This window comes from Halomonas flagellata (genome assembly GCF_022487945.1).
Taxonomy (GTDB): Bacteria; Pseudomonadota; Gammaproteobacteria; order Pseudomonadales; family Halomonadaceae; genus Halomonas; species Halomonas flagellata.
Window position 1 is genome coordinate 126,313 of the sequence record NZ_JAKVPY010000002.1, and the last position, 17,052, is coordinate 143,364.

Sequence of the window (17,052 nt, forward strand, 5' to 3'; positions counted from 1 at the left end):
GCTGACATGATGAAGGTAAGGCGCGTCTACCTGGTGGCCGGCGAACTGTCCGGCGATATCCTCGGCGCCGGCCTGATGCGCGCGCTCAAGGCGCGCCATCCGAACGTCGAGTTCCGCGGCATCGGCGGCCCGGGGATGATCGCCGAGGGCATCGACAGCCGCTTTCCCCTGGAGACCCTCTCGGTGATGGGCCTGGTCGAGGTGGTGAAGCACCTCCCGGAGCTGATCCGAGTCAGGCGCACCCTCCGGCGGGATGCGCTCGACTGGCGGCCCGACATCATGGTCGGCATCGACGCGCCGGACTTCAACCTCGGCCTGGAGCGACAGCTGCGCGAGGCTGGCATCACCACCGCCCACTACGTCAGCCCGACCGTCTGGGCCTGGCGCCAGGGCCGGGTCAAGGGCATCGCCAAGTCCGTGGATGCCATGCTCACCTTCCTGCCCTTCGAGGCGGCCTTCTATCGGCAGCATCGCGTTCCCGTGGCCTTCGTCGGCCACCCCCTGGCCGATGAGCTGCCGCTGGTCAATGACCGCGCGGCCGCCAGGGTGGCACTCGGCCTGCCCGATGATGTCCCGCTGCTCGCCGTGTTGCCGGGCTCCCGGGCCAACGAGATCCGCTTCCTCGGGGCAACCTTCCTCGACGCCGCCGAGCGGCTGTGCCGGGCCCGCCCCGGCCTGCGGGTGGTGATTCCCGCGGCCACCCCCGAGCGATACCGCGAGCTCACCGCCCTGCTCGCCACGCGCCCCGCCCTCGACGGGTGCGTCACCCTGCTCGACGGCCAGGCCCGCGAGGCGATGGTGGCGTCTGACGCGGTGCTGCTCACCTCGGGCACCGCGGCGCTGGAGGCGATGCTCTGCCATCGCCCGATGCTGGTGGCCTATCGGATGGCCCCGGCGACCCACTGGCTGGTCAGGCACCTGGTCAAGACCGAGTGGATCTCGCTGCCCAACCTGATCGCTCGGGAGACGCTGGTGCCGGAGCTGATTCAGGACGCGGCGACCCCGGCGGCGATCGCCGAGCGCCTCGGCGCCATGCTCGACGACGCCGACGGGCGGGCGGCCCTGGAGGCACGCTTCGCCGGGATGCATGCGGGGCTGCAGCGCGATGCCAGCCGCCGGGCCTGTGATGCCATCGAGGCGCTGGTGGCGCGGCGCCCGCTGCCCGAGAGCGTGTCGCCGGCGGCGGCCCTCGAGGCGACGCCGGAGGAGGCGGGCCGATGAGCGCGCGCGACCTGCCCCCGCTGGTGATCGACTACGCCGGCGAGCGGCTGGCCGGGGTCGATGAGGTGGGGCGTGGGCCGCTGGTGGGCAGCGTGGTGGCGGCGGCGGTGATCCTCGACCCCGCGCGGCCCATCGCCGGGCTCGCCGACTCCAAGGCGCTCACCGCCCGCCGCCGCGAGGCCCTCGACGCCGAGATTCGCGAGCGTGCGCTGGCCGCCCCGGTGGCCGAGGCCATCGCCGCCGAGATCGACGACCTGAACATCTACCATGCCACCCACCTGGCCATGCGCCGGGCCATCGACGCGCTGTCGCCGGCCCCGGAGTATCTGCTGGTGGACGGCAATCGCCTGCCCGGGCATCATGTGCCCGGCCAGGCGGTGGTCAAGGGCGACGCGCGACACCCGGCCATCGCCGCGGCCTCGATACTCGCCAAGGTGGCCCGGGATGCCGACATGGTGGCGCTGGATGCCCGGCATCCCGACTACGGCTTCGCCCGCCACAAGGGCTACCCGACCCGCGAGCACCTGGCCGCCCTGGAGCGCCTCGGCGCGCTTCCCGAGCACCGTCGCTCCTTCGGCCCGGTGAAGCGACAGCTGGCGCTGTTCTGACGAACTTCAGCTGTTCCAGGGCAGGGCAACTGCCGTAGCGGATAGCGAGGAGCGCCGGGGGCAGGCCGAAGGGGAGGTCCGATTCCAGGGAAGGAATCGGTAGCGTCCAGGGAGGGATTCATAGCGCCTCCCCGCAGGCCTGCCGCCGGATCAGCTCCGAGCGATGCCTCCAGCTACGAAAGCCCTGAGTCTGCGTCACACTGCGATTGCCTGGTTTCCGTGCTGCCCATTCACTGCCAAGCCTTGAGTCCACCATGACAACGCCCTTCGTACATCTCCGCGTCCATACCGAATACTCCCTGGTCGATGGCCTGGTGCGGCTCAAGCCGCTGGTCAAGGCGGCGGTGGGGCAGGGGGCGCCGGCGCTGGCGGTCACCGACGAGACCAATCTCTTCGGCCTGGTCAAGTTCTACAAGGGGGCCGAAGGCGCCGGCCTCAAGCCGATCATCGGTGCCGACCTGTGGCTGGCCAACCCCTACGACGAGGAGCACCCCTACCGACTGACCCTGCTGGCGATGAACGAGGTGGGCTATCGCAACCTCACCGAGCTGATCTCGCGGGGCTGGATGGAGGGGCAGCGCCAGGGGCGGGCCCTGCTCGACAAAGCCTGGGTGCTGGCGGCCAGCGAGGGGCTGATCGCGCTCTCCGGCGGTCGCGAGGGCGAGATCGGCCGGCACCTGCTCACCGACCACCACGACGAGGCCCGGGCCCTGCTCGAGGAGTGGAACGCCGCCTTCCCCGGCCGCTTCTACCTGGAGCTGATCCGTACCGGCCGGCCGCTGGAGGAGGAGTGCGTGCACCTGTCGGTGGACCTGGCCCTCGAGACCGGCACCCCGGTGGTGGCCACCAACGACGTGCGCTTCCTCGAGCGAGAGGACTTCTGGGCCCACGAGACCCGGGTCTCCATCGGCGAGGGCAAGGCGCTGGACGACAAGCGACGCGAGCGGCGCTACACCGAGGAGCAGTACCTCAAGAGCCCCGAGGAGATGGCCGAGCTGTTCGCCGACATCCCCGAGGCGCTCGAGAACAGCGTGATGATCGCCGCACGCTGCAGCGTCGACGTGCGCCTGGGCGAGATCTTCCTGCCGGAGTTCGAGATCCCCGAGGGCATGACCCGGGACGAGTTCTTCCGCAAGATCTCCCACGATGGCCTCACCGAGCGCCTCGACTTCCTCTTTCCGGCCGACCGCTATCCCCGCGACGGCACCGAGTGGGCCGAGATCGAGGCCCGCTACCGGCAGCGTCTCGATTTCGAGCTCGACATCATCATCCAGATGGGCTTCCCGGGCTACTTCCTGATCGTGATGGACTTCATCCAGTGGGCCAAGGACAACGACGTGCCCGTCGGTCCGGGGCGCGGCTCCGGCGCCGGCTCGCTGGTGGCCTATGCCCAGAAGATCACCGACCTCGACCCCATCGGCTACGACCTGCTGTTCGAGCGCTTCCTCAATCCGGAGCGGGTCTCGATGCCCGACTTCGACGTCGACTTCTGCATGGAGAAGCGCGACCGGGTGATCGACTACGTGGCCGAGCGTTACGGCCGCAACGCCGTGTCGCAGATCGTCACCTTCGGCACCATGGCCGCCAAGGCGGTGGTGCGCGACGTGGCCCGGGCCCAGGGCAAGCCCTACTCGCTGGGCGACAAGCTCTCCAAGCTGATCCCCTTCGAGGTCGGCATGACCCTGGCCAAGGCGATCGAGGCCGAGCCAGCGCTCAAGGAGTTCATCGAGGGCGACGAGGAGGCCGCCGAGATCTGGGAGATGGCGCTCAAGCTCGAGGGCATCACCCGGGGCACCGGCAAGCACGCCGGCGGCGTGGTGATCGCCCCCACCAAGCTCACCGACTTCTCGCCGCTGCTCTGCGACGAGGAGGGCAACGGCCTGGTCGTGCAGTTCGACAAGAACGACATCGAGGACGCCGGCCTGGTCAAGTTCGACTTCCTCGGCCTGCGTACCCTGACCATCATCGACTGGGCGCTGGAGATGGTCGACAAGGTCCGCGAGGCCGCCGGTGAAGGGCCGCTGGACATCGACGGCATCCCGCTCGACGACGCCCCGACCTTCGAGATGCTCAAGCGTGCCGAGACCACGGCGGTCTTCCAGCTCGAATCCCGTGGCATGAAGGAGCTGATCAAGCGCCTGCTGCCCGACTCGCTGGAGGACATGATCGCCCTGGTGGCGCTGTTCCGCCCCGGTCCCCTGCAGTCGGGCATGGTCGACGACTTCATCAACCGCAAGCACGGTCGCGCCGAGCTCGCCTACCCGCACCCGGACTACCAGCACGAGTTGCTCAAGCCGGTGCTCGAGCCCACCTACGGCATCATCCTCTACCAGGAGCAGGTGATGCAGATCGCCCAGGTGATGGCCGGCTACAGCCTGGGCCAGGCCGACCTGCTGCGCCGTGCCATGGGCAAGAAGAAGCCCGAGGAGATGGCCAAGCAGCGCGCCGGCTTCATGGAGGGGTGTGCCGAGAACGGCATCGACCGCGACCTGGCGGGCAACCTCTTCGACCTGGTGGAGAAGTTCGCCGGCTACGGCTTCAACAAGTCGCACTCGGCGGCCTATGCGCTGGTGTCGTATCAAACGGCTTGGTTAAAAGCGCATTACCCAGGTCCCTTCATGGCCGCGGTGATGTCCACCGAGATGGACAACCTCGACAAGGTGGTGCCGCTGATCGAGGAGTGCCGCCACCTCTCGCTCACGGTGACGCCGCCCGACGTCAACGTGGGGGCCTACAAGTTCACCGTCGACGTCGAGGGGCGGGTGGTCTACGGGCTGGGGGCCATCCGTGGCGTCGGCGAGGGACCCATCGGTGCCATCGTCGAGGCCCGCGAGGCCGAGGGCCCCTTCACCGACCTGTTCGACTTCTGCCGTCGCCTCGACCCCCGGCGCATGAACAAGCGCACCCTCGAGGCGCTGATCCGCTCGGGGGCGCTGGACTCCCTGGGGCCGAGCCGGGCGGTGCTCGCCGCCGCCCTGGACGACGCCTTGAAGGCCGCGGCCCAGAACCAGACCAACCAGAGCCTGGGCATGATCGACATGTTCGGCGAGGCCTTCGTCGACGAGGCGGCCGGGGATGCCTACGCCGACTACCTGACGGTGCGGGACTGGACCGACAAGGAGCGCCTGGCCGGCGAGAAGGAGACCCTGGGGCTCTACCTCACCGGCCACCCCATCGACGAGTACGAGAAGGAACTCGAGCGCTTCGTCTCCACCCGCATCAGCGATCTCAGGCCCTCGCGGGAGCCGCAACGGGTCGCCGGGCTGGTGATCGGGGTGCGCACCATGAAGTCCAAGCGCGGCGACACCATGGCCTTCGTCACCCTGGACGATCGCACCGGGCGCATCGAGGCCTCGCTGTTCGGCGAGCTCTATGACCAGCTGCGCGGCCAGATCGAGGCCGACCAGGTGCTGATCGTCGAGGGCGAGGTCGCCAGCGACGACTACTCCGGCGGCCTGCGCCTGCGCGGCAAGGAGGTCACCCCCATGGTGGCGGCGCGCACCCGCTACGGCCAGGCGGTGGAGCTGTCGCTGGACGGTGCCCGGGCCAACGGCCGGCTGGTCGACAGCCTGCGCGACAGCCTCGCCCCCTGGCGTGACGGCGGTGGCCTGCCGGTGCGCTTGCGCTACCGCAATGGCGAGGCCGTCGGCTGGCTGGAGCTGGCCGAGGAGTGGAAGGTCTCCCCCAGCGACGAGCTGCTGATCGCCCTGCGCGAGGTGCAGGGGCAGGATGGGGTGCGGCTCAAGTATCGATAATCTGGCTGCGGGCTGCGGGCTGCGGGCTGCGGGCTGCGGGCTGCGGGCTGCGGGCTGCGGGCTGCGAACGGCAGGACAATCGCAGTTGCCCGAAGCGAGAGGCGCCGGGGATAGGCCGAAGAGGAGGTCATTTGCCAGGGGTGAGGAGCACTGCTCCGAACGGGCTGGCCATGGATGGCCAGGCCAGGTCCTGCAAGCGGAGTAGGATGCGAGAGCGAAGCAGGGCAAATGTAGCGCCCACGGACGGGTTCACAGCGCCTCCTCGCAGGCCTGTCGCCGGAACAGCCTCGAGCGGTGCTGCCATCTGTGATAGTCCTGCAGCGAACGGGAGTCGCCTTGCGCCGCGCGTTGAGGGTGCGATAATGCCTGCCACTTCCATTCTTCGCGCCGGCCGCGCCCACGCGTGCGGGCGGTGAAACACCACAAGGCATCTGGCCAATGAATCCCAACTATCTCGACTTCGAACAGCCCATCGCCGAACTCCAGGCCAAGATCGAGGAGCTGCGCCTGGTCGGCAACGACAGCCAGGTCAACCTCAACGACGAGATCGGCCGGCTCGAGGAGAAGAGCCGCAAGCTCACCGAGTCGATCTTCAAGGACCTGACCCCCTGGCAGGTCTCCCAGCTGTCGCGCCACCCGCAGCGCCCCTACACCCTGGACTACCTCGAGCATGTCTTCACCGACTTCGACGAGCTCCACGGTGATCGCAACTTCGCCGACGATGCCGCCATCGTCGGCGGCGTCGCCCGCCTCGACGACCGCCCGGTGATGGTGATCGGCCACCAGAAGGGGCGCGACGTCAAGGAGAAGGTGCGTCGCAACTTCGGCATGCCGCGCCCGGAAGGCTACCGCAAGGCGTGCCGCCTGATGGAGATGGCCGAGCGTTTCAGGATGCCGGTGCTGACCTTCATCGACACGCCGGGGGCGTATCCCGGCATCGACGCCGAGGAGCGCGGCCAGAGCGAGGCGATCGCCTACAACCTGGCGGTGATGTCGCGCCTCAGGACGCCGATCATCGCCACCGTGGTGGGCGAGGGCGGCTCCGGCGGGGCGCTCGCCATCGGCGTGTGCGACGAGCTCGCCATGCTGCAGTATTCCACCTACTCGGTGATCTCGCCGGAAGGCTGCGCCTCCATCCTGTGGAAGAGCGCCGAGAAGGCCTCCGATGCTGCCCAGGCCATGGGCATCACCGCCGAGCGGCTCAAGGAGCTGGGTTTCGTCGACACCCTGATCGAGGAGCCGCTGGGGGGCGCCCATCGCCATCCGGTGACCACCGCCGAGCGGGTCCGGGCCTCGCTGCAGGAGAGCCTGGAGCGCCTCGACGCCATGGACAGCGAGGCGCTGCTCGAGCGGCGGTATCAGCGGCTGATGAGCTATGGGGCGCCGGCATAAGCTTCGTATCTCGGCGACCTGGCCCTATGGGGTCAGACCCCGGCGGCGGTGATGTCGCTGGTAGAGTGCGCCGAGACAGGCATGGCGGCTTGACTGGGGTCTGACCCCATAGGGCCCGCCAGCGCCGGCGGCCACACCAGGCGCCTTCAGGCCATTGATTCCGATACCGCGGCTTTTCTCTCCGGGCGGCCTCGGCGATTTGCCTATCAGGGTGCTTGCCATGTCCCTTCAGCTTCTTGTCGATGACGCCCTGGCACAGACCCCGCCGGGGCGTGTCGTCTGGGTGGCGCTCTCCGGCGGCCTCGACTCCTCGCTGTTGCTGACCCTGGCCGCCGATGCCTGCCGGCGCCACCCCCGACCCCTCCATGCCCTGCACGTGCACCATGGGCTGCAGGCCGCCGCCGACGGCTTCGAGGCCCATAGCCGCCGGCTCGCCTCGCGGCTCGGCGTGCCGCTCTTCATCGAGCGGGTCACCGTCGACCCGATGGATAGCCTGGGACTCGAGGGTGCGGCCCGCGAGGCCCGCTACACCGCCTTCGACCGGCGCGTGGCGCCTGGCGAGACCCTGTGGCTGGCCCAGCACCGCGACGACCAGGCCGAGACCTTCCTGCTCGCCGCCCTGCGCGGCAGCGGGGTGCGCGGGCTCGCCGCGATGCCGCACCGACGCGACCGACGGGGGCGGCGACTCGAGCGCCCGCTGCTGGGACGACTGCGGGCCGAACTCGAGGCCGAGGGGAGCCGGCTGGGCCTCGCCTGGGTCGAGGACCCCTCCAACGCTGACACCACCCTGGATCGCAATTTCCTGCGCCGGACCGTGATGCCGCTGCTCGAGAGCCGCTGGCCCCGTGCCGGCGAGGCCCTGGCGTGCAGTGCGGCACGGGCCGGGGAGGCCGATGCGCTGCTCGAGGAGCTGGCCAGCCTGGATCTCGAACGGCTGGGCGGCGAGGCCGGGCGGATGCCCACGGCGGGTCTGGCCGAGCTCTCGTCGGCGCGTCGGCGGCTGCTGATCCGGCATGCCGCCGGGTGCCTGGGGTTGCCGACGCCGCCGGCGAGACGCCTGGAGAGCCTGCTGGCGCAGCTCGGTGCGCGACCCGATGCCGAGGTACGGGTGGCGTGGCCGGGCGCCGAGGCGCGACTCTGGCGGGGGCACCTCTACCTGCTGGCCCCCGTGTCGTCCCTGCCGGCCGACTGGCAGGGCGAATGGAGCGGTCGCCCCCCCCTGGCGACGCCGGCGGGTGAGGTCGCGGTGGGCCTGGTGCGCGATGACGGCATGCCGGTGCGGCTGCGGGTGGCGCCACGCCGCGGCGGCGAGCGGTTGCGCCTGGCCGGGCGCGGTCGGCGGGATCTCAAGCGCCTGCTGCAGGAGCTGGGCCTGCCGCCCTGGGCGCGCGAGCGGCTGCTGGTGGTCCACCACGCCGGCGAGGCCGTGGCCGTGCTGGAGGCCGGGGAGGGGCGCTGGGTCGCGGTCGCCGAGGGCTGGCTCAGCGAAGGTCCAGGGTCAGCGGGAAGCCGGCCGCCTGCTGGTAGGCGGCCTCCTGTTCGAGGTCGGTGAGCAGCAGCGCCTGGTCGTCGCCGCCGTCGAGCCGCAGCCGCAGCCCATCGCCGCGGGCCTCGAGGCGCGGCGTGGCGGGAGGTCGCTCGGGACGGGAGTGGTTGAGCAGCACCGCCAGCCGCAGCAGCCGGGCCAGCCGGCCATGGGGGCGCTGCTCCGAGGCGGGCAGGGCCTGCCACTCCTTGTGCGGGAACTTGCGGCGGTGGGCGCGGACGAGAAAGGCCAGCAGCCGCTGCTCGGGCCGCGAGAACCCCGAGAGGTCGGCGTGTTCCAGCAGGTAGGCGCCGTGGCGGTGGAACTGGCTGTGGGAGATCGCCAGGCCGATCTCGTGGAGCCGGCTCGCCCAGCCGAGAAAGCATGCCTGGTCGTCGTCGAGCCCCCAGGGCTCGCGGACCTGCGCGAACAGGGCCCGGGCCGTCTCGGCCACGTTGCCCGCCTGGCGGGCATCCACGCCGTAGCTACGCTCGAGGCCCGCCAGGGTCTTGAGCCGCGAATCCTCGGGGCTGTTGCGCCCGACCATGTCGTAGAGCACCCCTTCGCGCAGGGCGCCGTCGGCGTAGCGCATCTGCTCGAGCCCGAAGGCCTCGAAGATGGCGACCAGTATCGCGACCCCGGCGGGGAAGATCTTCGTCCGGTCGGCCTTGAGGCCCTCCATGGCGACCCGGTCGAGGCGCCGGCACCGGATGAGGTGCCGGCGCAGTTCGGCGAGTCCCTGGCGGGTGATCACCCCGTCGGGGGCGGCGCCCGCCGCGGCCAGCACCGTGGCGGCGGCCTTGATGGTGCCGCTGGAGCCCACCGGGTCGGACCAGCCCAGTTCCCGGTAGGGGCGGCGGATGTTGGCCAGCTCCGAGAGGGCGGTGAGTTCGGCGCGGCGCATGCGCTTCTCGCTGACCTCGCCGTCACCGAAGAAGCGGCGGGTGAAGGTCACGCAGCCCAGGCGCAGGCTCTCCAGGGCCAGCGGCTCGAAGCGCTCGCCGATGATGAACTCGGTGGAGCCGCCGCCGATGTCGACGATCAGCCGGCGGCCGTCCTCGGCCAGGGCGTGGGCGGCGCCCAGGTAGACCAGGCGCGCCTCCTCGCGGCCGGCGACGATCTCGATGCGGCTGCCCAGCAGCGCCTCGGCGCGCTCGATGAAGGCCTGGCTGTTGGTGGCGTCGCGCAGGGCGTTGGTGCCTACCACCCGCAGGTGGCCGGGGGCGATGCCCTCGAGGAAGGGAGCGAAGCGGGCCAGGCACGCCAGGGCGCGCTGCATGGCCGGTTCGCTCAGCCGGCCCTCGGCGTCCAGGCCGGCGGCCAGCTGGACCTTCTCGCCGAGCCGGGCCACCACCTGCAGCCGGTCGTCCTGGTAGTTGGCCACCAGCAGGTGGAAGCTATTGGAGCCGAGATCGATGGCGGCGAGGCGTCGCGGGGCCGTTGCCGGCCGGCTCGCGAGCGCCCGAGGGCGGCGGGAGAGCCTGTCCGTGGGCTGGTTCATGCGGGTGTCCTTCGGTCGAGAAGTCAAGGGTGCGGGCGCCCTCGAGGCTTGTCAATTGTGGTGTCTCGTCTGGCGGGGGCTTGCGTTTGTCCTCGCCCTTGACTAGTATCGAGGCGTTCGCCTGTTCCGAATGCTTCCCGACCGTTACACGGTGTCCCCGTATCGGTCAGTTTCCAAGTCGTCAGAAAGCCCACTGCGTCAGCGTGCAATCATGGCCGAGTTGTCGTGAGCCGTTGATCAGGCGAAAATGATGCTGCTCCCTCGAATCTGTCATCGCTGCGGTGACCCCTGTTCCGGTCGCCCGCCCCCGGTCCGTACTGCCTGACGAGCCCCGCGATACGACGAGTGGATGCCTGCGAGGGCTCTGAACGCACTCACGCGGCGTAATCGTCTCGCCCCTGTCTTTCCGCATGGCGCACTGCCGCCCGGCTTCCAAGAGCAACTTCTGAACACACCGATGAATCTTACCGAACTCAAGCAAAAGCCAGTGCCGGAGCTGTTGGAGACCGCCCGAGAGATGGGCATCGACAACCTGGCGCGGTCCCGTAAGCAGGACATCATCTTCGCCATCCTCAAGAAGCATGCCAAGAGCGGCGAGGCCATTTACGGCGATGGGGTGCTGGAGATCCTCCAGGACGGCTTCGGTTTCCTGCGCAGTGCCGACAGCTCCTATCTCGCGGGGCCCGACGACATCTATGTGTCGCCCTCGCAGATCCGTCGCTTCAACCTGCGCAAGGGCGATTCCATTTCCGGCAAGATTCGTCCGCCGAAGGAAGGGGAGCGCTACTTCGCGCTGCTCAAGGTCAGCGAGATCAACTTCGACAAGCCGGAGAACGCCAAGCACAAGATCCTGTTCGAGAACCTCACGCCGCTGTTCCCCCAGGAGCGGCTGCGCATGGAGATCGGCAACGGCTCCACCGAGGATCTCACCGCGCGGATCATCGACCTGACCGCGCCCATCGGCAAGGGCCAGCGCGGCCTGCTCGTCTCGCCGCCCAAGGCGGGCAAGACGCTGATGCTGCAGAACATCGCCACCTCGATCACCCGCAACAACCCCGAGTGCCACCTGATCGTGCTGCTGATCGACGAGCGCCCGGAGGAAGTGACCGAGATGTCGCGCACCGTGCGCGGCGAGGTGGTGGCCTCGACCTTCGACGAGCCGCCGGCGCGCCACGTCCAGGTCGCCGAGATGGTCATCGAGAAGGCCAAGCGCCTGGTCGAGCACAAGAAGGACGTGGTGATCCTGCTCGACTCCATCACTCGCCTGGCGCGGGCCTACAACACCGTGGTGCCGAGCTCCGGCAAGGTGCTCACCGGCGGTGTCGACGCCCATGCCCTGGAGAAGCCCAAGCGTTTCTTCGGCGCGGCGCGCAACATCGAGGAGGGCGGTAGCCTGACCATCATCGCCACGGCGCTGGTGGACACCGGCTCGAAGATGGACGAGGTGATCTTCGAGGAGTTCAAGGGTACCGGCAACATGGAGGCGCACCTGGACCGCAAGCTGGCCGAGCGTCGCGTCTACCCGGCAATCAACATCCGCCGCTCCGGTACCCGCCGCGAGGACCTGATCGCCTCCGAGGACGAGATGCAGCGCATGTGGATCCTGCGCAAGCTGCTCAACCCCATGGACGACACCGCGGCCACCGAATTCCTGATCGACCGCCTGAAGGATACCAAGACGAACCTCGAGTTCTTCGAGGCCATGAAGCGCCGCTGATTCCGTAGCCTTGGCTCGCGGCTGGTGGAAGCGTCGGGGTGCTACCGCCGAGGCATCTTGGCGCGGGGTCGGGCGCCTGTAGAAAGACGCGGCTGACCCGGCGACAGGCCTGCGAGGGGGCGCTGTGAACCCCTCCCTGGGCGCTACCGATGCCATCCCTGGCATAGGACCCCCTCTTCGGCCTGTCCCCGGCGCCGCTCACCACCGGCGATTCAGCAGACGTATTGAAGGGGCATGCTATGCTGCCCCTTTCGTCGTTCCGGAAACGGGAAATGGAATGAAGTACAAGGACCTGCGCGACTTCATCGCGGCCCTGGAGGCCCGGGGGGAACTGACGCGCGTCACCGCCGAGGTCGATCCCTACCTCGAGATCACCGAGATCTGCGACCGCACCCTGCGGGCTGGCGGGCCGGCACTGCTGTTCGAGAACGTCAAGGGCCACGCCATGCCGCTGCTCGGCAACCTCTTCGGTACGCCGCAGCGGGTGGCCCTGGGCATGGGCCAGGACAGCGTTGCCGCCCTGCGCGAGGTGGGCGAGCTGCTCGCCTTCCTCAAGGAGCCGGAGCCGCCCAAGGGGTTCCGCGACGCCTGGGACAAGCTGCCGATCTTCAAGCAGGTCATGAGCATGGGGCCGAAGACGGTGCGCTCGGCGCCGGTGCAGGCCCTGGCCTACGAGGATGAGGAGGTCGACCTCGACCGCCTGCCGATCCAGCACTGCTGGCCGGGCGACGTGGCCCCTCTGGTCACCTGGGCCCTGGTGGTGACCCGCGGACCGCACAAGCAGCGCCAGAACCTCGGCATCTACCGCCAGCAGAAGCTTTCGAAGAACCGCCTGATCATGCGCTGGCTCTCCCACCGCGGCGGGGCGCTCGACTTCCAGGAGTTCCAGCGGGCCCACCCCGGCGAGCCCTTCCCGGTGGCGGTGGCACTGGGCGCCGACCCGGCCACCATCCTCGGCGCGGTGACCCCGGTGCCGGACTCGCTCTCCGAGTACGCCTTCGCCGGGCTGCTGCGCGGCTCGCGCACCGAGCTGGTCAGGTGCGGCCATGCCGACCTGGAGGTCCCGGCGTCCGCAGAAATCGTTCTGGAAGGTTTCATCTACCCCGATGACATGGCGCCGGAAGGCCCCTACGGCGACCATACCGGCTACTACAACGAGGTCGAGCAGTTCCCGGTGTTCACGGTGACGCGCATGACCATGCGCGAGAACGCCATCTATCACTCCACCTATACCGGTCGCCCGCCCGACGAGCCGGCGATTCTCGGGCTGGCGCTCAACGAGGTCTTCGTGCCCATCCTGAGGCGGCAGTTTCCCGAGATCGTCGACTTCTACCTGCCGCCGGAGGGCTGCTCCTACCGCATGGCGGTGGTGACCATGAAGAAGCAGTACCCGGGCCACGCCAAGCGGGTGATGATGGGGGTGTGGAGCTTCCTGCGCCAGTTCATGTACACCAAGTTCGTGGTGGTGCTCGACGACGACGTCGACGCCCGCGACTGGAAGGACGTGATCTGGGCGATCACCACCCGCATGGACCCGGCCCGCGACACCGTGCTGGTCGAGAACACCCCCATCGACTATCTCGACTTCGCCTCACCGGTGGCCGGCCTGGGCTCCAAGATGGGGCTGGACGCCACCGGCAAGTGGCCCGGCGAGACCGACCGCGAGTGGGGCACGCCCATCGTCATGGACGAGGCCATCAAGGCCCGCGTCAGCGACCGCTGGAACGAGCTGGGCATCGCGCTTCCCCCCGACAACGACACGAGGCATTCATGACGGCAAGGACCCTGACCTGCCAGGTGACCGAGGTGGAGGATCTCACCCCCGACGTCTTCCGCGTCACCCTGGAAGGCCGTGCCGAGGCCGTGGCCCACGCGCCCGGCCAGTACCTGGAACTCAAGCTGGACGACGCGACCTGGGTCCCGTTCTCGATCGCCAACGCCCATGGCGGCGACGGCGTGATCGAGCTGCATATCCAGCACTGGCCGGAGCGCGCGAACTCGGCGCGGCTGCGCGAGATGGTCGCGGTGGCCGAACGGCTCACCCTGCGCCTGCCCGGCGGCGACTGCGTGCTCGACCCGGAGAGCGCGCGGCCCCTGCTGCTGGTCGCCGCGGGCACCGGCTTCGCCCAGATGAAGGCGATCGTCGAGGCGGCACTGCATGAGGATCCCGAGCGTGAGATCGACCTCTGGTGGGCGGCCCGGGAGCATCGTGACCTCTACCTGGAGCGGCTGCCCCGGGCGTGGGCCGAGGCGCATGCGGGCTTCCGTTTCCATGTGGTCACCGAGGTGGTGCCCGAGGAGCCCGTGGAGGGCGAGCGGATCCTCGCCCATCGCGGTCGCATCGACCAGGCCCTGGCCGAGAACCTCGACGACATCGCCGGCCATGACGTCTATCTCTCGGGGTCGCCGGGCATGGTCTACGCCTGCGTCGACGTGCTGGCCTCGCTGGGGCTCGAGCGCTCTCGCGTTTTCTCCGATGTCTTCACCTATGCGCCCCGCGAGCCGCTGGTGCCGACGGTGGGCAGCCTGGTCCGGGAGGGGCGTGGATGAGCGCCTCGCCGATCCTGATCACCGGCGGTGCCCAGCGCCTGGGGCGCCACTGCGCCGAGCGCCTGCGCGACGACGGCCATCCGGTGATCGTCAGCTACCGCCGCGAGCGTGACGAGCTCGCGGCGCTGCGCGAACGGGGCATCGTCACCCTGCAGGCGGATTTCGCCAGCGAAGCCGGCATCCTCGACTTTATCGCCCGGCTCAAGGCGCACACCGGCGCGCTGCGGGCGATCGTCCACAACGCCAGCGACTGGGCGCCGGACGCCACCGGCGAGGAGGCCGGGGCCGACTTCGAGCGGCTGTTCCGCATCCATATGCTGGCGCCCTACCTGATCAACCTGCATGGCCGCGAGCTGCTCGAGGCGTGCAGCGAGCCCCAGCGCGACATCGTGCACCTGACCGATCATGTGGCGCAGACGGGCTCGAGGAAGCACGCCGCCTATGCCGCCACCAAGGCGGGGCTCGCCAACCTGACGCTCTCCTTCGCGGCCATGTACGCCCCCTCGATCCAGGTCAACGCCATCGCGCCGTCGCTGATCATGCTGGGCGAGGGCGACGACGAGGCCTATGTCGAGAAGGTGAAGGCCAGGTCGGCGATGGGGATGATCCCCGGGCCGGGGGTGATCTACCAGAGCCTGCGCTATCTGCTCGACAATCGCTACGTGACCGGGGTGACGCTACCGGTCGATGGCGGACGACATCTCCGCTAGAATCTCCGCACCCTGACAACGCAACCCTCGCAGAAGGAGTGACAGATGGCCGGACATGACGAGAACTTCAAGGACGAGAGCGGCCTGCTGGCCGTGGTGATGGGCCTGGCGGTGCTGGTGGGCATGAGCGCACTGCCCGCCACCATCGGCTGGGTCCAGTTCTTCGCCTGAGCGGCGCGGAGGCCTTGCCAAATCCCCATCGACACGGCACGATGGGGGCATCGCTCAGGAGACGACCATGACGACGACCCACCCCGCTGCTTCCCGCTGCCCGAACGCCGCCCACGGCGTGATGGTCGCTGGTCGTGGTGGCGAGGGAAGGGACGACAGTGTCGCCGTGGGTCGTCGCTACTGGTTTGGATATTGGTTTAGCACCGGCGTGCCGGTGGCCATGTCCTGACGACAGACCGAGCAGAGACATCGTCGCGAGGCACGCCCCCCAGGGGTTGCCTCCACCTCAGAACCCCCGGACGGCAACCCCGCCCGGGGGTTCTGCTTTTCGGCACTGGACGACACACAGACCCGCATCGAGGAGACGCACCATGATCGCCACCATCGCCTACCAGCCCCGCTTCACGACCCTCGGCCGTGGCTATTACGGGGCCTGGCGATTTAGCGACGCGCGGTCGGTCCAGTGCGCCACCTCCGACCGTGGCACCACCGGTGGCATGCCCCCGATGTGTCCTGCGACACGATGTCTGTCCGTTGCCCGGAGTTGAGCCATGACCGCCTCGCTAGCCACCGCGACCCCGAATGACACGGCCCGCCGTGTCCACCATCCTGTCCGGGCCCTGCCCACCGCCGGCGAGCTGCGCCGTGCCCTGCCGTTGCCCCCTGGCCTCGCCGAGCGCATCGCCGGCCAGCGCCAGGCCATCCGCGACGTCCTCGACGGCCGCGACGACCGCCTGCTGGTGGTGGTCGGCCCCTGCTCCATCCATGACCCCGAGGCGGCCCTGGCGTACGCTCGCCGCCTGGCCGAGCTGGCGCCGCGGGTCGAGGATCGCCTGCTGCTGGTGATGCGGGTCTATGTAGAGAAGCCGCGGACCACCGTGGGCTGGAAGGGGCTCGCCTACGACCCCGACCTGGACGGCAGCGGCGACATGGCGACCGGGCTGGAGCTCTCGCGCCGCCTGATGCGCGACATTGCCGAGCTCGGCCTGCCGGTGGCCACCGAGCTGCTGCAGCCGATGCTGGCCCCCTATCTCGATGACCTGCTGGCCTGGGTCGCCATCGGCGCCCGTACCACCGAGTCCCAGCTGCACCGGGAACTGGCCAGCGGCCTCCCGGCCGTGGTGGGCTTCAAGAACGCCACCAGCGGCGATGTCCAGGTGGCGCTGGACGCCATGAACGCCGCCGCCCATCCCCACCGCCACTTCGGCCTCGACCCCGAGGGGCGCCCGGTGGTACGGGAGACGGCGGGCAACGCCCACACTCACCTGGTGCTGCGCGGCGGCCACGGCGGACCCAACTACCAGGCGCCCCACGTGGCGGCGGCACGCCAGGCCCTGGAGCAGGCCGGCCTGACGCCGCGGCTGATGGTCGACTGCAGCCACGCCAATGCGCGCAAGGATCACCGCCGCCAGGGCGAGGTGATGCTCGACGTGCTGGCCCAGCGCCTGGCCGGCGAGTCGGCCCTGTGCGGCCTGATGGTCGAGAGCCACCTGCACGAGGGCAAGCAGCCGCTGGCCCCGGGCAGGCTGCGCTACGGGGTCTCGGTCACCGACGCCTGCCTCGGCTGGGAGACCACCGAGCAGCTGCTGCGTAGCGCCGCCGAGCGCCTGCGCTGAGATGGTCCGTAGCGAGGGGCGCCGGGGGCAGGCCGAAGAGGAGGTCATTCGCCAGGGGTGAGGCGGACTCCGCCGAACGGGTTGGCCATGGATGGCCAACCCCGGTCCTGCAAGCGAAGAAGGAAGCGAGAGCGAAGCAGGGCGAATGTAGCGCCCAGGGAAGGGTTCACAGCGCCTCCTCGAAGGCCTGCCGCCGGATCAGCCCCGAGTGGTGCAGCCTATCTGCAATGCGCTGGGGACGATGGAGAAGGCCTGTACCCTCGGGGGCGATGTCGGGATAATGCTG

The 17,052-nt window shown here is 69.6% G+C and carries 13 protein-coding genes; 12 read left to right on the forward strand and 1 reads right to left on the reverse strand.

Going from position 1 to position 17,052, the window contains the following annotated elements:
• The first annotated feature begins 9 nt into the window (after positions 1–9).
• The 5 genes from lpxB to tilS all read left to right on the forward strand — a co-directional run bounded on the left by lpxB (position 10) and on the right by tilS (position 8,528).
• On the forward strand, positions 10–1,221 hold the full coding sequence (gene lpxB, locus MKP05_RS02280; RefSeq protein ID WP_240566931.1) for a lipid-A-disaccharide synthase: 1,212 nt from the start codon (positions 10–12) through the stop codon (positions 1,219–1,221).
• On the forward strand, positions 1,218–1,829 hold the full coding sequence (gene rnhB, locus MKP05_RS02285; protein ID WP_240566840.1) for a ribonuclease HII: 612 nt from the start codon (positions 1,218–1,220) through the stop codon (positions 1,827–1,829). Before lpxB ends, rnhB begins: the two co-directional genes overlap by 4 nt.
• Positions 1,830–2,083: 254 nt before the next feature.
• Complete coding sequence (gene dnaE / locus MKP05_RS02290; RefSeq protein ID WP_240566841.1) at positions 2,084–5,584, forward strand: DNA polymerase III subunit alpha; 3,501 nt, start codon at positions 2,084–2,086, stop codon at positions 5,582–5,584.
• A 438-nt stretch (positions 5,585–6,022) separates the two neighbouring features.
• The gene (gene accA, locus MKP05_RS02295; protein WP_240566842.1) at positions 6,023–6,976 is read left to right on the forward strand and encodes an acetyl-CoA carboxylase carboxyl transferase subunit alpha; all 954 of its coding nucleotides are present in this window, start codon (positions 6,023–6,025) and stop codon (positions 6,974–6,976) included.
• Between the two features lie 220 nt (positions 6,977–7,196).
• Positions 7,197–8,528, forward strand: coding sequence for a tRNA lysidine(34) synthetase TilS (gene tilS, locus MKP05_RS02300; protein WP_240566843.1), 1,332 nt, complete (start codon positions 7,197–7,199; stop codon positions 8,526–8,528).
• Here the strand turns inward: tilS and ppx are convergent.
• The gene (gene ppx, locus MKP05_RS02305) at positions 8,458–10,002 is read right to left on the reverse strand and encodes an exopolyphosphatase (RefSeq protein WP_240566844.1); all 1,545 of its coding nucleotides are present in this window, start codon (positions 10,000–10,002) and stop codon (positions 8,458–8,460) included. The genes tilS and ppx overlap by 71 nt on opposite strands.
• 457 nt (positions 10,003–10,459) lie before the next feature.
• Here ppx and rho point away from each other — a divergent pair, with 457 nt between their 5' ends.
• The 7 genes from rho (at position 10,460) to MKP05_RS02335 (ending at position 16,766) form a co-directional block, all read left to right on the forward strand.
• On the forward strand, positions 10,460–11,719 hold the full coding sequence (rho, locus tag MKP05_RS02310; protein ID WP_110282974.1) for a transcription termination factor Rho: 1,260 nt from the start codon (positions 10,460–10,462) through the stop codon (positions 11,717–11,719).
• 277 nt (positions 11,720–11,996) lie between these two features.
• On the forward strand, positions 11,997–13,493 hold the full coding sequence (ubiD, locus tag MKP05_RS02315) for a 4-hydroxy-3-polyprenylbenzoate decarboxylase (protein ID WP_110282975.1): 1,497 nt from the start codon (positions 11,997–11,999) through the stop codon (positions 13,491–13,493).
• Positions 13,490–14,269 carry an NAD(P)H-flavin reductase gene (locus tag MKP05_RS02320; RefSeq protein ID WP_240566845.1) on the forward strand — a complete coding sequence of 260 codons (780 nt, stop codon included), beginning with the start codon at positions 13,490–13,492 and terminating at the stop codon, positions 14,267–14,269. Before ubiD ends, MKP05_RS02320 begins: the two co-directional genes overlap by 4 nt.
• Positions 14,266–14,979 (forward strand): dihydromonapterin reductase, encoded by a 714-nt coding sequence (folM, locus tag MKP05_RS02325; protein ID WP_240566846.1) that lies wholly within the window; start codon positions 14,266–14,268, stop codon positions 14,977–14,979. The genes MKP05_RS02320 and folM overlap by 4 nt, the downstream gene beginning before the upstream one ends.
• Before the next feature lie 45 nt (positions 14,980–15,024).
• A complete protein-coding gene (locus tag MKP05_RS21715) occupies positions 15,025–15,150 on the forward strand; it encodes a hypothetical protein (protein ID WP_258364101.1) in 126 nt (41 codons plus the stop codon).
• 67 nt (positions 15,151–15,217) lie between these two features.
• Entirely contained in the window at positions 15,218–15,379 is a 162-nt protein-coding gene (locus MKP05_RS02330) for a hypothetical protein (RefSeq protein WP_181422002.1), read from the forward strand.
• Positions 15,380–15,701: 322 nt separating this feature from the next.
• Positions 15,702–16,766: a 3-deoxy-7-phosphoheptulonate synthase gene (locus MKP05_RS02335; protein ID WP_240566847.1), complete on the forward strand. Its 1,065-nt coding sequence runs from the start codon at positions 15,702–15,704 to the stop codon at positions 16,764–16,766.
• Positions 16,767–17,052: the final 286 nt, after the last annotated feature.